A 13,023-nucleotide genomic window follows, 5' to 3' on the forward strand; every position below is an offset into this window, starting at 1 on the left:
TATAGTATTAGTAGTTTAACAACTGCTCTTTTGAAAGCGAAGCATTTAACCAGCCCGCCTCAATATTCGCGCCGTACTTATTGTAAAAGTTAATAGCCGGTTCATTCCAGTCGAGCACCTGCCAAACCATACCGCTGAAACCACACTCCTTAGCTTCCCGGAGCAGCCTGTCGAAAAGCAGTTTGCCGATCTTCTTGCCGCGCATCTCTTCGGTTACAATCAGATCTTCCAGGTACATGCGGGAGCCTTTCCAGGTGGAGTAGCGGATATAGTATAAGGCAAAACCAACCACAACACTGTCAACTTCGGCCACAAAAGCTTTCCAGACAGGGTTAGGGCCAAACCCGGTTTCTTCAAAATGCTGCAGGGTTACTGTAACCTCTTCCGGGGCTTTTTCATATAACGCCAATTCGTGTACCAGCTCCATTAAACGGGGACAATCGGATTGAACTGCGTAGCGAATATTAACCTCCCCCGCCCCCTGAAGGGGGTGCTGACTTTCAATTTTATTTTCTGTGTTATTCATTTTATTTTTTTACCCATTGTTGATTGTCACTCGCCGTTGTTGGTGTTGTCACCAACAACTTTCTATTTATTTTAACAGGTGTTCAACTTTTTTAGGTGTGAACACTTACAGATATCCTTCCCAAAAAAACAACTGATAATCAACTATTTAATTTTAACGCATATTACCCATTCAAACAAAATGAACACATAATAACTGATAGTCAATTACTTAACTTTACACGGTTTTATAAGTTGAACACCCGTTTCTAAAAAATTGAACACTTAAATTTCATTTCAAAAACATGTTGTTGGTAACAACACCAACAACGGGCAGAACGAATTATTTGAATGGTAGTCTCATTCTGTCAATTCTTTAATTCGATAAATTCCGGTTCAGACAAATTCCAGTCAATTATTTTTCCAATGCTTAATTACCCTGCCGCCAAATATAGTACTGCCTAAACGCACCATATTGCTGCCCTGCTCAATGGCCAGTTTATAATCAGACGACATACCCATCGACAAAATATCAAAACTCTCTTCCTTCCGGAAATAGCTTTGTTTGATGCCCTCGAAAAAGGTGTTCAGTTCGTAATATTCTTCTTTAATCTGCTTTTCGTTATCGGTATTGGTAGCAATGCCCATCAATCCGCGGATGCGAATATTTTTCATCGCAGCAAACTCTTCAGAGCGCAGCAATTCTATTGCTTCATCAAAGCCCAGTCCGTATTTCGTTTCTTCGTCGGCTATATAAATTTGCAAAAGACAATCAATTACCCTCCCGGCTTTTTCAGCATGTTTGTTGATCTCGTGCAAAAGCTTCAGGCTATCAACAGACTGGATCATACTTACAAAAGGCGCTATATACTTTACCTTATTGGTTTGCAGGTGACCAATCAAATGCCATTCGATATCTTTAGGCAGTTGCTCGTACTTCTCAACCATTTCCTGCACTATATTTTCGCCAAAAAGGCGCTGTCCGGCATCATAGGCTTCCTGTACATCTGCAACAGGTTTTGTTTTTGATACGGCCAATAATATTACCTTATCTGCTTCCGTTTCCTTTTTTAAGCTTCTGATGTTATCTGCAATGCTCATTTATCCGTAAATTTGCTTAATTAATCAGCCGCTAAATTACTGAATGCATAAATATATAACCTTGTTTTTTTCTGCAGCACTTTTTTTATGTGCCTGCAATGGCAAAAGTATTCCCAACGACGTCCTCAAACCCGACGCTATGGCAGCGGTGTTAACCGAAATGCACATCATCGACGGCAGCCTGTATAATACTACGCAGATACCCGATAGTTTGTATAAATACGGCGCGGGTAAATACATTGCCATGTTTCAGCGCCTGCATACCGATACCGCGCATTTTAACCGCAGCATGCGGTACTACGCCATGCAGCCCGATAAACTGTTGGCCATTTATGACCAGGTGGATATAAAAATTAAAAGTAAAACCGATTCGCTTGCCAAAGTGCAAACAGAACAGAGCAAGGCTACGCGTAAGCTCGATTCGTTAAAAAACTTAAATATTAAAACTAAAATAGATTCGGCAAGGAAAACGCATCCGCATGAAAACACGGAAGCCCGCAAAGCCGACTCATTGAAAAATTTAAAAACTAAACTAAAAACCGACTCGGCAAGGAGATTCCATCCCCGCAAAAGCAAGAAAGCCCACAAAGCCGATTCGTTAAAAAACTTAAAGTCATAACCTGATGCTTTACCCCCAAAACAGTGTAGATAAGCTGGGTTTTACCGAGATAAAAGAACTGATAAAAGCACATTGCCTGAGCGAAATGGGTCAACAAATGGTTGACAAGATCCAGGTGATGAGCAATTACGACCAGATCCATAAATTCCTGAGCCAGGCAAACGAGTTTAAGAATATCCTGGTTAATGATGAGGCCCTGCCCATCCAGCATTTTTTCGATATAAAGTCCCTTGCCAATAAAGCCCGTATAGAGGGCGTTTTTTTAAGCGAAGAAGAGTTTTACCAGGTTCAGGCTTCGTTAACCACGGTATTTGCCGTAATTGCTTATTTTAACGAGCGTGAAGGCCTGTACCCTAACCTTGAGGCCCTTTTTGAGCATCTGCCTATTGAAAAGGCGATCCTTAAAAAGATAGATGCCGTGATTGATCAGAAAGGCAAGATCAGGCCCAATGCTTCGCGCGAGCTGATGGAAATTACCACAGGCATTGCCAAAGCCGAGCAGGAAGCCCGCAAAAAAATTGATATGGTTTTTAAAAATGCCACATCAAACGGCTGGGCTGCCGATGGTTCGTTAACCGTACGCGATGGCAGGCTGGTGATCCCGCTGCTGGCCGAAAACAAACGCAAACTGAAAGGTTTTGTGCATGACGAATCAGCATCGGGCCAAACAGTTTATATTGAGCCCGAAGAGGTGTTTGTACTCAACAACCGCATCCGCGACCTGGAGTTTGAACGCCGCCGGGAGATAGTAAAAATTCTGACCGCCTTAACTACCGAATTAAGGCCTTACGTGCCTTTGCTACTCTCCTATCATGGTTTGCTAACCAAGCTTGATTTTGTGCGCGCCAAAGCTCTGTTTGCCATTGATATTGAGGCCGAAATGCCGCAGGTGATAAACGAGGCCAGGGTTAAATTATACAATGCCCGTCACCCGCTATTGTTCCTGAATTTTAAGGCAGAGAAAAAAACGGTTGTCCCACTCAATATGCAGATAGACGAAGGTACCCGCATCATCGTGGTATCGGGCCCCAACGCCGGCGGTAAATCTGTTTGTATGAAAACCGTTGGTTTATTGCAAATGATGGTACAGGCCGGCTTACTCATCCCCGCGGATGAAGCCAGTATAGTAGGTGTATTCAAGCAGCTTTTTGTCGATATAGGCGATGACCAGTCGATAGAAAGTGATTTGAGTACGTACAGCGCCCACCTGTCCAAAATGAAAAACTTTGTGGAGCAGGCCAACGGCAAAACCCTGATCCTGATAGACGAGTTTGGCACCGGTACCGATCCGCAATTTGGCGGGCCGATTGCCGAAGCTGTGTTGGAATCACTCAATCAAAAAAAAGTTAAGGGAATGGTAACTACGCACTACTCCAACCTTAAAATATTTGCCAGCAATACCGAGGGCATTGAAAATGCATCTATGCTGTTCAATAATATTGAGATGAGGCCTTTGTACCAATTGGAGATTGGCAAGCCCGGCAGCTCATATGCTTTTGAAATTGCCCAAAAAATAGGATTACCGGCCAACGTGCTTAACCTCGCCAAAAACAAAATAAGCGAAGGGCAAAAAAAGGTTGATACCCTGCTGGTTGACTTGGAGCGTGAAAAGCGTTCTATTTTTGAAACCAAACAAAAACTGGATAAACAACAACGCAAGGTTAATGAGCTGCTTGCAGAAAACGAGAAGTTAAAAAGCTATCTCGAAGAAAATAAACGCACACTGATTAAGGAAGCCAAGGATCAGGCCAAGAACATTATCCTGAACGCCAACAAGCTGGTTGAAAACACCATTTCCGAAATAAAGAGCAGCAATGCCGATAAAGAAAAGACAAAGCAGCTGCGCGAAAACCTGAACGTTGAACTTAAAAAGAACACCGTTAAAACTGAGGCGCCAAAACCTGCTGCCCCTGCCGATGAAGAATTAAAACCCGGCGACTGGGTGAAACTCATCGATTCGGAAACTACAGGCCAGGTGATAGAGATCATTAAAGAAAATGTGGTGATTGCTATAGGCGATTTGCGTACGGTTGCTAAAAAGAAACGCGTGATCAAGGTTTCCAAATCATCGGTACCTAAAGAGATCAGGCGTAATTTTAGTTCGCATACCAATGATATGGCCAGTTTTAGTCCGGAGATTGACGTACGTGGCCAGCGTACCGAAGATGCGCTTCACGCCATTGAAAAACTGTTTGACCGCGCACTGATGATGGGCTTTAACAACCTCAAGATCATTCATGGCAAAGGCGATGGGATTTTGCGTAAAATGATCAGGCAATATCTTAAAAAATATGAGCAGGTTGACCGGATGGAAGATGAACATGCCGACCGTGGCGGAGATGGAATAACTTATGTATATTTGAAGTAAACGCAAGGTTAAAATAAATAACCAAATAACAAGGAACGTCATTGCGAGGTACGAAGACAACCGACCGGAGGGAGCTCATTAATACCTATAAAAAACAAATTATAAGTATTAATAATCCCAAACTATGCAAAGCGGATTTGCATATTCGCTCTGCCAATCGGGGATTGCTTCGTACCTCGCAATGACGGTTCATGATTTGTTAGCATTAATTTACCGATTCAACCTTAACTTATTTCAAATAAACTATGTCTTTAAAATCTATTGCTCCTATGTTATACACCCGGCAGGTACGGGAAAGTGTTGATTTTTACATTAATAACCTTGGTTTTACCTGTATTGGCTATGATGAGGACTGGGGCTGGGCCACGGTAAGCCGTGATGATATCGAGATCATGTTAGCTTTGCCTGTTGATAATGCATCGTTCACTGTACCTAAATTTACCGGCTCATTTTATATCCGCACGGATAAGGTTGATCTATTATGGAGCGAACTGAAAGACAGGGCGGTGATTTGCTACCCCATTGAAGATTTTAATTACGGCATGCGCGAGTTCGGCGTTTTTGACTATAATGGCTACCTGCTGCAGTTTGGGATGCCGATTGAATGATAGTTTCCTAACAAATATTTGCGGATAGGCCAATGACTTATCCGCTTTTTGCATAAGTTTCCTATTTTTAGGGCGGCCAAACCCTAATAAAGATGCGCAGATTATATTTTCTTGTACTTTTCATTGCATTTACCGGTTCAATAACAAGCTGTCTTGCTCAAAATATTATTTTAAAGAGCAAAGATCAGCGCATCCGCTACACCGGGCGGATCAATCAAACTGATGAAGCTGCCGAACTGTACTGGACGGGCTCATCATTAAAAATTAGTTTTGACGGAACAGGCGCATCGGCTGTGATGCAGGATGAACGGGGCGAAAACTATTTTACCATCATTGTTGATGACAAGGTTGTAAATACCATTCACCTTGATAATACCAAACAGGCTTATACCCTTGCCGAAAATCTGCCTGCGGGCAAGCACACCCTCGAGCTGTTTAAACGAACTGAATGGGACAAAGGCAAAACCTTTTTTTATCAGTTTACCTTAGCTAAAGACGCCACTGCCCTTCCTCCTCCGGAGGCCCAAAAACGTAAGATCGAATTTTTCGGCAACTCCATTACCTGCGGCTATGCCGATGAGGACACCACCGGGCAAGACCGCGGCAGCGCCCCTTACGAAAACGGCTACCTTAGCTATGCTGCCCTTACCGCCCGTCACTTTGATGCACAGTATGTTTGCACCTCTAAAAGCGGTATCGGTATTACGGTGAGCTGGTTCCCGCTCATTATGCCTGAAATGTATAACCGCCTTGATCCAACAGACCCAACAAGCACCTGGAATTTCAAAAAATATACGCCCGACGTAGTAGTGATCAACCTGTTTCAAAATGATTCGTGGATTGTAAACCAACCCAACAATCCACAGTTTAAAGAGCGCTTTGGCAGTAAAGCCCCCGAGCCGGAACAGATCATTAAAGCTTATAAAGAGTTTGTAAAAAGTATCCGCAAGGTATATCCTAAAGCACAGATCATTTGCGCGCTGGGCAGCATGGATGCAACCAAAGCAGGATCGCCATGGCCTGGTTATATCGAAAAGGCCGTTGCTGCTTTAAACGATAAAGGCATTTACACGCACTTTATTCCTTATAAAAATACGCCGGGGCATCCGAGCCTGAAAGAGCAGCAAGCGATGGCCGATGATTTGATCGCTTTTATGGAGAAGACGGTTAAGTGGTAAAATATGTTATTGAGCAGCAGCGCAGCACATCCCTGGCGTTCATCTTTTACTTGCGCTCGTTTGCAACGAGCGCTTAACCTGGGTTAGCGTTTATAACGCGACTGGCGATGCAATCGCCCAACCACATTAAGCGCTCGTTGCAAACGAGCGCAAGAAACAATACAGGGCAAATATGCTTTTTGGATTGCAAAACGACGAGATTGCCACGTCGCTCCAAGGCTCATTCTCACTCGCTCCTCGCAATGACATTTATTAAAACTTACTCCCCCACCCTCTGCTGATCAGGCAACTCATTAGGTCCTGGAATATTGATTTGTTGCTTTTTGCTGGCATCTCCGTCAGCGTCGGCAGTTCCTTCCTGGTATTGCTGCTGCGGGTTGGGCTTGCTATTACTGGTTTCCGTTTGTCCGCTGTCTTCATCCGAACGGCCGTTTTGTGATACGTTGATCACATTGCCGTAGTTGGCGTTACCTGCCTGGTTAGGATCTTTAAAATTGCTGTTTTCGGGATGTTCCTCGGCAGGCTGGGTGCGGTTAAAGTATTCGTTATTATTGCCCGCCATTTGCGAGGGGTTGTCTTTATCATTACCCGCCGGGGTGATATTGTTTTGGCCAAAGTTTTGGCCTCCCATACCGTTTCCTTCCATACCCGGGTCATTTGGGCTTTTCATTTCTGAGCTGCCAAACAAATAACTTCGTTTCAGGTCTTTTTCATCCTCATTATTGTCGTCATCTACCCGGTAAGCATTGGGTTTATTTCCTTCATGTTCGGGGCGTTTAAGCTCATCGCTCCTGAACTCGTCATCTCGTAATTCCATAGGTTTTGATATTTGATGTATTAATTATTAATAAAATTAATTTCTAATTGTTTTACAAAACCTATAAAACATCATTTATAAAAACACAGTCGTGCGGTAGGAAGTTATCTACATAACAATAAGCATTAAGCTTATTTTACTTAAATTTATAGCAACCAATTATAATATATGAATAAAGTAGTTAGTGGTGCTGATGAGGCCATCCGCGATATTACCGACGGCATGACCCTTATGCTCGGCGGATTCGGATTATGCGGATTGCCCGAAAATTGTATTGCCGCCCTGGTAAAAAAGGGGGTTAAGCAGCTCACCTGTATCTCCAATAATGCCGGGGTTGACGATTTTGGCATTGGCCTGATGCTGAAGCAGCGCCAGGTAAAAAAAATGATCTCATCGTACGTGGGCGAAAACGCCGAATTTGAACGCCAGTTACTAAGCGGCGAGCTTGAAGTGGAACTGATACCACAAGGTACACTGGCCACCCGCTGTATGGCCGCCGGTTACGGCATGCCCGCCATATTCACTCCCGCAGGTATTGGCACCGAAGTGGCCGAAGGCAAGGAAGTGCGCAACTTTAACGGCAAAGATTATTTAATGGAAATGGCCTTTAATGCCGACTTTGCCATTGTAAAAGCCTGGAAGGGCGATACTATGGGCAACCTGGTATACCGGTCAACCGCCCGCAATTTTAACCCGGTAATGGCTATGGCCGGTAAGGTAACCATTGCCGAAGTGGAAGAACTGGTACAACCCGGCGAACTTGATCCGGATCATATCCATACACCGGGTATTTATGTGCACAGGATTTTTAAAGGAAGTAACTATGAAAAGCGCATAGAGCATGCAACGGTGAGAAGTAAACAATAAATATCAAACACCACATCATTGCGAGGCACGAAGCAATCCCCGATTGGCAGAACGACTGTACAAGTCTCTCTGTATAGCAAGCGATTGCCTCGTTCCTCAATGACATAATTAATAAAACGCAACATGTCATTGCGAGCGTAGCGTGGCAATCGCACAGAGGCATAGCCGCCCTGTATAGCATGCGATCGCTTCGTTCCTCGCAATGACTTGATTTCAACAAAGAAGATAATGTTAGATAAACAAGGCATCGCAAAGCGAATTGCGAAAGAAATAAAAGATGGTTACTATGTTAACCTTGGCATTGGCATCCCCACGCTGGTAGCCAACTATATTCCGGATACAATGGATGTAGTACTCCAATCCGAAAATGGTTTGTTAGGGATGGGCCCCTTCCCTTTTGAGGGTGAGGAAGACCCGGATACCATTAACGCAGGCAAACAAACCATTACTATGCTACCCGGCTCGGCCATATTTGATTCGGCGATGAGCTTCGGGATGATCAGGGCTAAGAAAGTGAACCTAACTATTTTAGGCGCTATGGAAGTATCCGAAAACGGCGACATTGCCAACTGGAAAATCCCCGGTAAAATGGTTAAGGGTATGGGTGGCGCTATGGACCTTGTAGCATCGGCCGAAAATATCATTGTAGCCATGCAGCACGTAAACAAAGCGGGCGAATCAAAGTTGCTGCCCCAATGTACCCTTCCCCTCACCGGTGTACACTGCGTTAAAAAAATCGTGACGGAGCTGGGTGTATTTGACGTTTTGCCCGAAGGTGGTTTCAGGCTTATTGAAAGGGCTCCGGGAGTAAGTGTTGAAGAAATTAAACAGGCTACGGCAGGGAAGCTTATTATTGAAGGCGACGTGCCGGAAATAATTCTGTAGTCACGTCATTGAGTAACCATCAAGGAAATCCTGAAAAACACCGCGATGACGTATAAAATATATCTTAGCGATGGTGCGCCGGGCGCGTTAGCGATAGCAGCGGATACCGGCCTTGTGGCTAATGCCCGTGCAGTATGAGCGTATAGCGCGGGCCACAGGCAACGCCCATATCACAAAACAGGCCCCAAAAACCAACTTGATAATCAATTATTTACGATAACGTCATCATAAGGCACGAAGACAACCGACCGTAGGGAGCTCATTAATACCTATAAAAATCAAATTACAATCATTAATAATCCCCAATAAGCAAGTCCGCTCTGTATAGCTCGCGATTGCTTCGTTCCTCGCAATGACGATTTAGTAAAACGCTATAGCATCCCTCAAAGAAACTCCTATCTTTAAAACATGAATTTCATCTTTGGCATTGCTGGAATGATGGGCATGACAATTGGCGCACTGCTGTATTTTATACCCGCTATAATTGCCCGCGAAAAAGCCGACTTTAAATTAATCTTTCTGTTAAACCTGTTTCTGGGCTGGACTATTATCGGCTGGATTTGGGCGCTTATCTGGTCGTTTGAAAAGGAAAAAGCGCCTTTAGATTATTATAAATCGGGTTATCCGGGTTATACCACCGAAAAAGCGCTGAAGCTGCATGAACTATACAAACAATTTGATGCCGGGGTTATTACCAAAGCCGATTACGACAAAGCACTGAAAGAGATTTTAGGCGATCTGTCTTAAAATAAACGTCCCCTCAAATCAGCCGAAATCTCTTCCGTTATCACCATAATGTCCTCAGCAACGTGGGTGTTATTGGTGATCACACGGTCGCATTCATCTTTGTAGGGCAGCAGGTATTCTTTGTAGGCCGGCACCACGTGGTTGATCCATTTGTACATCACGTCATCGTGCGAATAGCCGCGTTCTATCAGGTCGCGTTTAAGGCGGCGCTGCAGGGCGATGTCTTCATCAGCATCAATAAACACTTTCAAATCAAGCAGCTCCGATATATCTTTAAAATGCAGGATAAACAAGCCCTCCACTATCAAAATAGGTGCAGGCTTGATCTCTATCATTTTGGGGATAGCATCGGGGTTATTGAAAGTGTATTCTTGTTTCAGGATAGCTTCCTTATTTAAAAGCTTGCTGATATCCTGCTGAAAATGTTCATGATCAATAGTTGAAGGAAGATCAAAGTTATATTCTTTGTTCTCCTCCTTGGTCATGTTATGTGCTACCGGGATGTAATAATCATCCTGCGATACGAGGCTCACCTCGTCGGCAGTAAAATGTTCTAAAAAGCATTTTAAAAAAAAGGTTTTGCCTGAGCCGCTTCCGCCGGCAATTCCAATAATATAAGGTTTATTCATTCGGGCTGCCGTAGCTGATATTTACCTGGAAACGTTTATCTAAAGCACCTAAAGCATCGGCAGTGTTCTTGGTCATGATGATCAAAACATTTTTGTTTGTTTCGTTATCGGTAAAACGGCCAACAACCTTTGCAAAGGTGGTATGATTGTTCATAGGGTTGGTAATTTTAATGATGGTGCCTATTGGTGCTGTACGGTGCAGTACCAATTCCTTTTTAGGATCTAAACCGGCGTCATCCATCCAGGTAGCTACACCTTTTTCAACTTTCTCGTACAGGCCAAAACGGTTAGCTTTGCCATGATCGCCGGTGGTGTCCTGCTGTGCAGCCACCGAGGTTGAATCGCGCTGCATTACAGGCTGTTTAACCTCTTCGGGAGGTAAACCGCTGCGCACATTAATAACCTGGTTAGGAGCTAATGAATCAGAGCTTAATTTATTAAGTGCTTTGATATCCTCAACAGAAGTATTGAAACGCTTGGCGATAGAAAACAAGGTTTCGCCCGCCGATACTTTGTATTGCTGCACGTTAAGCATGCTTACTTTTTTAACGGTATCTGTAGCTGCTTGCTGTGTTTTATTTACTGTAGCTTGGGCTACAGGCGCAGGTGAGCTAACCGGAGCTTGTACCTGTGGTTTGTTTTGCTGAACAGGGGCCTGGGTAACCGGCTTTTGTTGTACAGGCGCAGGAGTAGTTGCTACCTGTTTTGCAGGCGCAGTTACGGCAGGCTGTGCAGCAGCTTCACCTGCAAAAGGTAATTCGGTAGGTACTTTAACAATGCCGCCAATTTTAAGCGGGGCGTTATTATTAAACTGTATAATAGCTTTAGGGCTGACGTTGTAGCGACGGCCTATAGAGTAGTAATTATCTTTGGGATCAAGCTTGTGAACGATCACTTTTTTGCCGTTCAGGTTTTCAACACCAATTGAATCAACAACAGGGTTTGCAAAAAGCGATATGGAGAGTGTGAGTAAGGGAGCGACCAATAATAAAATCTTAAATTTCATAATAAATTATAATACAGTAATTTACAAGTTCAACACTATTAAGCCCGATCTGTTTTTTAAATAGATGAGCTGATTATTATGTAGTACAAACGCCTCGGGCTGCATTTTTTGTATAGCGTTATGTAACAAATCGTGATACAAAAGGGTACCCTCCTCGTTAAATACAAACAAGTGCTGTTCAAGATGCTCCTGCAAAAGCGTGTGCAAAGATACAATTCTGAATCTATTGTAGCTGATATAATGAACCGCATTTGCATATACGCTGAGCGGTAAATATAAACTATTTACTTCCGCTGAGGGCAACAGTTCAGGGTTAATGACCTGATTATTCAGCGGTTGATCTGGCACCGGCTCATATCCTCTTAGCACATTGCCGGTTTTAACATCAAGTAAAAATAATTTCTTTGGTTGTAGCTGGGCATTGTAAACTACAGGGCCATTTACCGACAGATGATCAAAAGCCAAAGTAAAATTGCTCCATAATGCCTTGCCTGTTGTAGCTTCAATAGCTGTCAAGCCCTTATGTACCGGCCCTGTGGCCGATTGGTAATTATGGAGTAGTAATACGCCACCATAAGCAGCTTCAATACCGGTAAGCCAGCGCTCGGGGGTAGTTAAGCCTTCAAAATAAACCTCACCGTTTTGCAGGTTCAGGGCCGAAAAACTAACCTGCTTATCGGCATGGTCCCTGATCTCGAGGAACAGCGTTTGGCTGCTTTCGTCAATTTCCATACGCCAAACCGGGGACTGGTAAGTTTTACTGATGAAGGGTAAAAGCGAAGTCATAGAGAATGCAAATATGCTCATTAAAATTAAAACTGTTTACCTTTGCCAAACATTGCCCCGCAAAGGCATGTTACACTTAAAACATCACTTTTTATTTATGAATGCTAAAGAAATAAGCCTCGAAGAAGTTAAAGTAAAACCGGTAGTTGACCACCTGAACGATCTGTTGGCTAATTACCATATCCACTACCAAAAACTGCGCGGCTGCCACTGGAACGTTAAAGGCACAAGCTTTTTTACACTGCACCTGAAATTTGAAGAGCTGTACACCGCCGCGCTGGTTACTATTGATGAGCTTGCCGAAAGGATCCTGAGCCTTGGCAAACCTCCTATCAGCACGTTTAAAGATTATATTGAAACATCAAGCATCAAAGAGATCCAGACCATCGGCTTAAAGGACACCCTGATGGTGAAAACTATTATTGACGATTTGGCTGCGCTGATAAAAATGGAACGCGAGATATTGACCATCACCGCCGATGCCAGAGACGATGGCACTAACGACATGATCAACCGCTTCATGCAATTCAACGAAAAAAACACCTGGATGCTGCGTTCATTCGTGAACGAGGACTAACCCGCACATAATCCTACTGTAAAAAAGCCATATCAGGGACAATCCGGATGTGGCTTTTTTTAAAACGGGGTTTACACCGGTTTGCATATTTCGTATATTTGCACGAAACAAAATGCCATCACTTTAAGTGGCAGATGTTCTGTTTATTTTCCTATGGTGTAATGGTAGCACGTCAGATTCTGGCTCTGAAGATTGAGGTTCGAGCCCTTGTAGGAAAACTTGTTTTGGAGGCCCTTGGCGTATTGTGGCCGTTGCGCAACTGAGAAAAGACTCGATCGAATAAAGTTTTGATCGGGTCTTTTTCTTTGATTAACTATTTGGTAGTCAGAGA

Annotated in this window: 14 protein-coding genes; 8 read left to right on the plus strand and 6 right to left on the minus strand. The window is 43.7% G+C overall.

Features of this window, described 5'->3' with window-relative positions:
* Nucleotides 1-7: 7 nt before the first annotated feature.
* Both ACEN82_RS16420 and ACEN82_RS16425 read right to left on the minus strand, forming a co-directional pair.
* Nucleotides 8-526: a GNAT family N-acetyltransferase gene (locus tag ACEN82_RS16420; RefSeq protein ID WP_413318355.1), complete on the minus strand. Its 519-nt coding sequence runs from the start codon at nucleotides 524-526 to the stop codon at nucleotides 8-10.
* Between the two features lie 389 nt (nucleotides 527-915).
* Nucleotides 916-1,605 carry a YggS family pyridoxal phosphate-dependent enzyme gene (locus ACEN82_RS16425; protein WP_413318353.1) on the minus strand — a complete coding sequence of 230 codons (690 nt, stop codon included), beginning with the start codon at nucleotides 1,603-1,605 and terminating at the stop codon, nucleotides 916-918.
* A 43-nt stretch (nucleotides 1,606-1,648) separates the two neighbouring features.
* Here ACEN82_RS16425 and ACEN82_RS16430 point away from each other — a divergent pair, with 43 nt between their 5' ends.
* From ACEN82_RS16430 to ACEN82_RS16445, 4 genes are all read left to right on the plus strand, one after another.
* Nucleotides 1,649-2,224 (plus strand): DUF4296 domain-containing protein, encoded by a 576-nt coding sequence (locus ACEN82_RS16430; RefSeq protein ID WP_413318351.1) that lies wholly within the window; start codon nucleotides 1,649-1,651, stop codon nucleotides 2,222-2,224.
* 4 nt (nucleotides 2,225-2,228) lie between these two features.
* Nucleotides 2,229-4,592 (plus strand): endonuclease MutS2, encoded by a 2,364-nt coding sequence (locus ACEN82_RS16435; RefSeq protein WP_413318349.1) that lies wholly within the window; start codon nucleotides 2,229-2,231, stop codon nucleotides 4,590-4,592.
* A 245-nt stretch (nucleotides 4,593-4,837) separates the two neighbouring features.
* Nucleotides 4,838-5,200, plus strand: a complete 363-nt coding sequence (locus ACEN82_RS16440; RefSeq protein ID WP_208102442.1) for a VOC family protein — start codon at nucleotides 4,838-4,840, stop codon at nucleotides 5,198-5,200.
* 92 nt (nucleotides 5,201-5,292) lie between these two features.
* Complete coding sequence (locus tag ACEN82_RS16445; RefSeq protein ID WP_413318346.1) at nucleotides 5,293-6,378, plus strand: SGNH/GDSL hydrolase family protein; 1,086 nt, start codon at nucleotides 5,293-5,295, stop codon at nucleotides 6,376-6,378.
* Between the two features lie 259 nt (nucleotides 6,379-6,637).
* On the opposite strand, the gene ACEN82_RS16450 is transcribed toward ACEN82_RS16445, so the two are convergent.
* A complete protein-coding gene (locus tag ACEN82_RS16450) occupies nucleotides 6,638-7,195 on the minus strand; it encodes a hypothetical protein (protein WP_413318344.1) in 558 nt (185 codons plus the stop codon).
* A gap of 168 nt (nucleotides 7,196-7,363) precedes the next feature.
* Here ACEN82_RS16450 and ACEN82_RS16455 point away from each other — a divergent pair, with 168 nt between their 5' ends.
* From ACEN82_RS16455 to ACEN82_RS16465, 3 genes are all read left to right on the plus strand, one after another.
* Nucleotides 7,364-8,062 (plus strand): CoA transferase subunit A, encoded by a 699-nt coding sequence (locus ACEN82_RS16455; protein ID WP_413318342.1) that lies wholly within the window; start codon nucleotides 7,364-7,366, stop codon nucleotides 8,060-8,062.
* Between the two features lie 228 nt (nucleotides 8,063-8,290).
* Complete coding sequence (locus ACEN82_RS16460; protein WP_090523970.1) at nucleotides 8,291-8,947, plus strand: 3-oxoacid CoA-transferase subunit B; 657 nt, start codon at nucleotides 8,291-8,293, stop codon at nucleotides 8,945-8,947.
* Nucleotides 8,948-9,355: 408 nt separating this feature from the next.
* Nucleotides 9,356-9,694, plus strand: a complete 339-nt coding sequence (locus tag ACEN82_RS16465; RefSeq protein ID WP_413318339.1) for a superinfection immunity protein — start codon at nucleotides 9,356-9,358, stop codon at nucleotides 9,692-9,694.
* Here ACEN82_RS16465 and ACEN82_RS16470 read toward each other — a convergent pair.
* The 3 genes from ACEN82_RS16470 to ACEN82_RS16480 are packed head-to-tail and all read right to left on the minus strand — an operon-like array spanning nucleotide 9,691 to nucleotide 12,136.
* Nucleotides 9,691-10,323 carry a uridine kinase family protein gene (locus tag ACEN82_RS16470; RefSeq protein WP_091163301.1) on the minus strand — a complete coding sequence of 211 codons (633 nt, stop codon included), beginning with the start codon at nucleotides 10,321-10,323 and terminating at the stop codon, nucleotides 9,691-9,693. The genes ACEN82_RS16465 and ACEN82_RS16470 overlap by 4 nt on opposite strands.
* Nucleotides 10,316-11,329 (minus strand): DPBB and LysM peptidoglycan-binding domain-containing protein, encoded by a 1,014-nt coding sequence (locus ACEN82_RS16475; RefSeq protein ID WP_413318337.1) that lies wholly within the window; start codon nucleotides 11,327-11,329, stop codon nucleotides 10,316-10,318. Before ACEN82_RS16475 ends, ACEN82_RS16470 begins: the two co-directional genes overlap by 8 nt.
* Before the next feature lie 21 nt (nucleotides 11,330-11,350).
* Nucleotides 11,351-12,136, minus strand: coding sequence for a DUF4905 domain-containing protein (locus tag ACEN82_RS16480; protein ID WP_413318335.1), 786 nt, complete (start codon nucleotides 12,134-12,136; stop codon nucleotides 11,351-11,353).
* Between the two features lie 76 nt (nucleotides 12,137-12,212).
* On the opposite strand from ACEN82_RS16480, the gene ACEN82_RS16485 reads away from it, so the two are divergent.
* The gene (locus tag ACEN82_RS16485) at nucleotides 12,213-12,692 is read left to right on the plus strand and encodes a Dps family protein (protein WP_413318333.1); all 480 of its coding nucleotides are present in this window, start codon (nucleotides 12,213-12,215) and stop codon (nucleotides 12,690-12,692) included.
* Nucleotides 12,693-13,023 lie beyond the last annotated feature (331 nt).

It is taken from the genome of Mucilaginibacter sp. Mucisp73 (assembly GCF_059491465.1).

What these genes read in the sequence shown, in the direction of transcription:
- ACEN82_RS16420 (WP_413318355.1), bottom strand. Translation starts at nt 526, where the DNA reads ATGAATAACACAGAAAATAAAATTGAAAGTCAGCACCCCCTTCAGGGG.
- ACEN82_RS16425 (WP_413318353.1), bottom strand. Translation starts at nt 1,605, where the DNA reads ATGAGCATTGCAGATAACATCAGAAGCTTAAAAAAGGAAACGGAAGCA.
- ACEN82_RS16430 (WP_413318351.1), top strand. Translation starts at nt 1,649, where the DNA reads ATGCATAAATATATAACCTTGTTTTTTTCTGCAGCACTTTTTTTATGT.
- ACEN82_RS16435 (WP_413318349.1), top strand. Translation starts at nt 2,229, where the DNA reads ATGCTTTACCCCCAAAACAGTGTAGATAAGCTGGGTTTTACCGAGATA.
- ACEN82_RS16440 (WP_208102442.1), top strand. Translation starts at nt 4,838, where the DNA reads ATGTCTTTAAAATCTATTGCTCCTATGTTATACACCCGGCAGGTACGG.
- ACEN82_RS16445 (WP_413318346.1), top strand. Translation starts at nt 5,293, where the DNA reads ATGCGCAGATTATATTTTCTTGTACTTTTCATTGCATTTACCGGTTCA.
- ACEN82_RS16450 (WP_413318344.1), bottom strand. Translation starts at nt 7,195, where the DNA reads ATGGAATTACGAGATGACGAGTTCAGGAGCGATGAGCTTAAACGCCCC.
- ACEN82_RS16455 (WP_413318342.1), top strand. Translation starts at nt 7,364, where the DNA reads ATGAATAAAGTAGTTAGTGGTGCTGATGAGGCCATCCGCGATATTACC.
- ACEN82_RS16460 (WP_090523970.1), top strand. Translation starts at nt 8,291, where the DNA reads ATGTTAGATAAACAAGGCATCGCAAAGCGAATTGCGAAAGAAATAAAA.
- ACEN82_RS16465 (WP_413318339.1), top strand. Translation starts at nt 9,356, where the DNA reads ATGAATTTCATCTTTGGCATTGCTGGAATGATGGGCATGACAATTGGC.
- ACEN82_RS16470 (WP_091163301.1), bottom strand. Translation starts at nt 10,323, where the DNA reads ATGAATAAACCTTATATTATTGGAATTGCCGGCGGAAGCGGCTCAGGC.
- ACEN82_RS16475 (WP_413318337.1), bottom strand. Translation starts at nt 11,329, where the DNA reads ATGAAATTTAAGATTTTATTATTGGTCGCTCCCTTACTCACACTCTCC.
- ACEN82_RS16480 (WP_413318335.1), bottom strand. Translation starts at nt 12,136, where the DNA reads ATGAGCATATTTGCATTCTCTATGACTTCGCTTTTACCCTTCATCAGT.
- ACEN82_RS16485 (WP_413318333.1), top strand. Translation starts at nt 12,213, where the DNA reads ATGAATGCTAAAGAAATAAGCCTCGAAGAAGTTAAAGTAAAACCGGTA.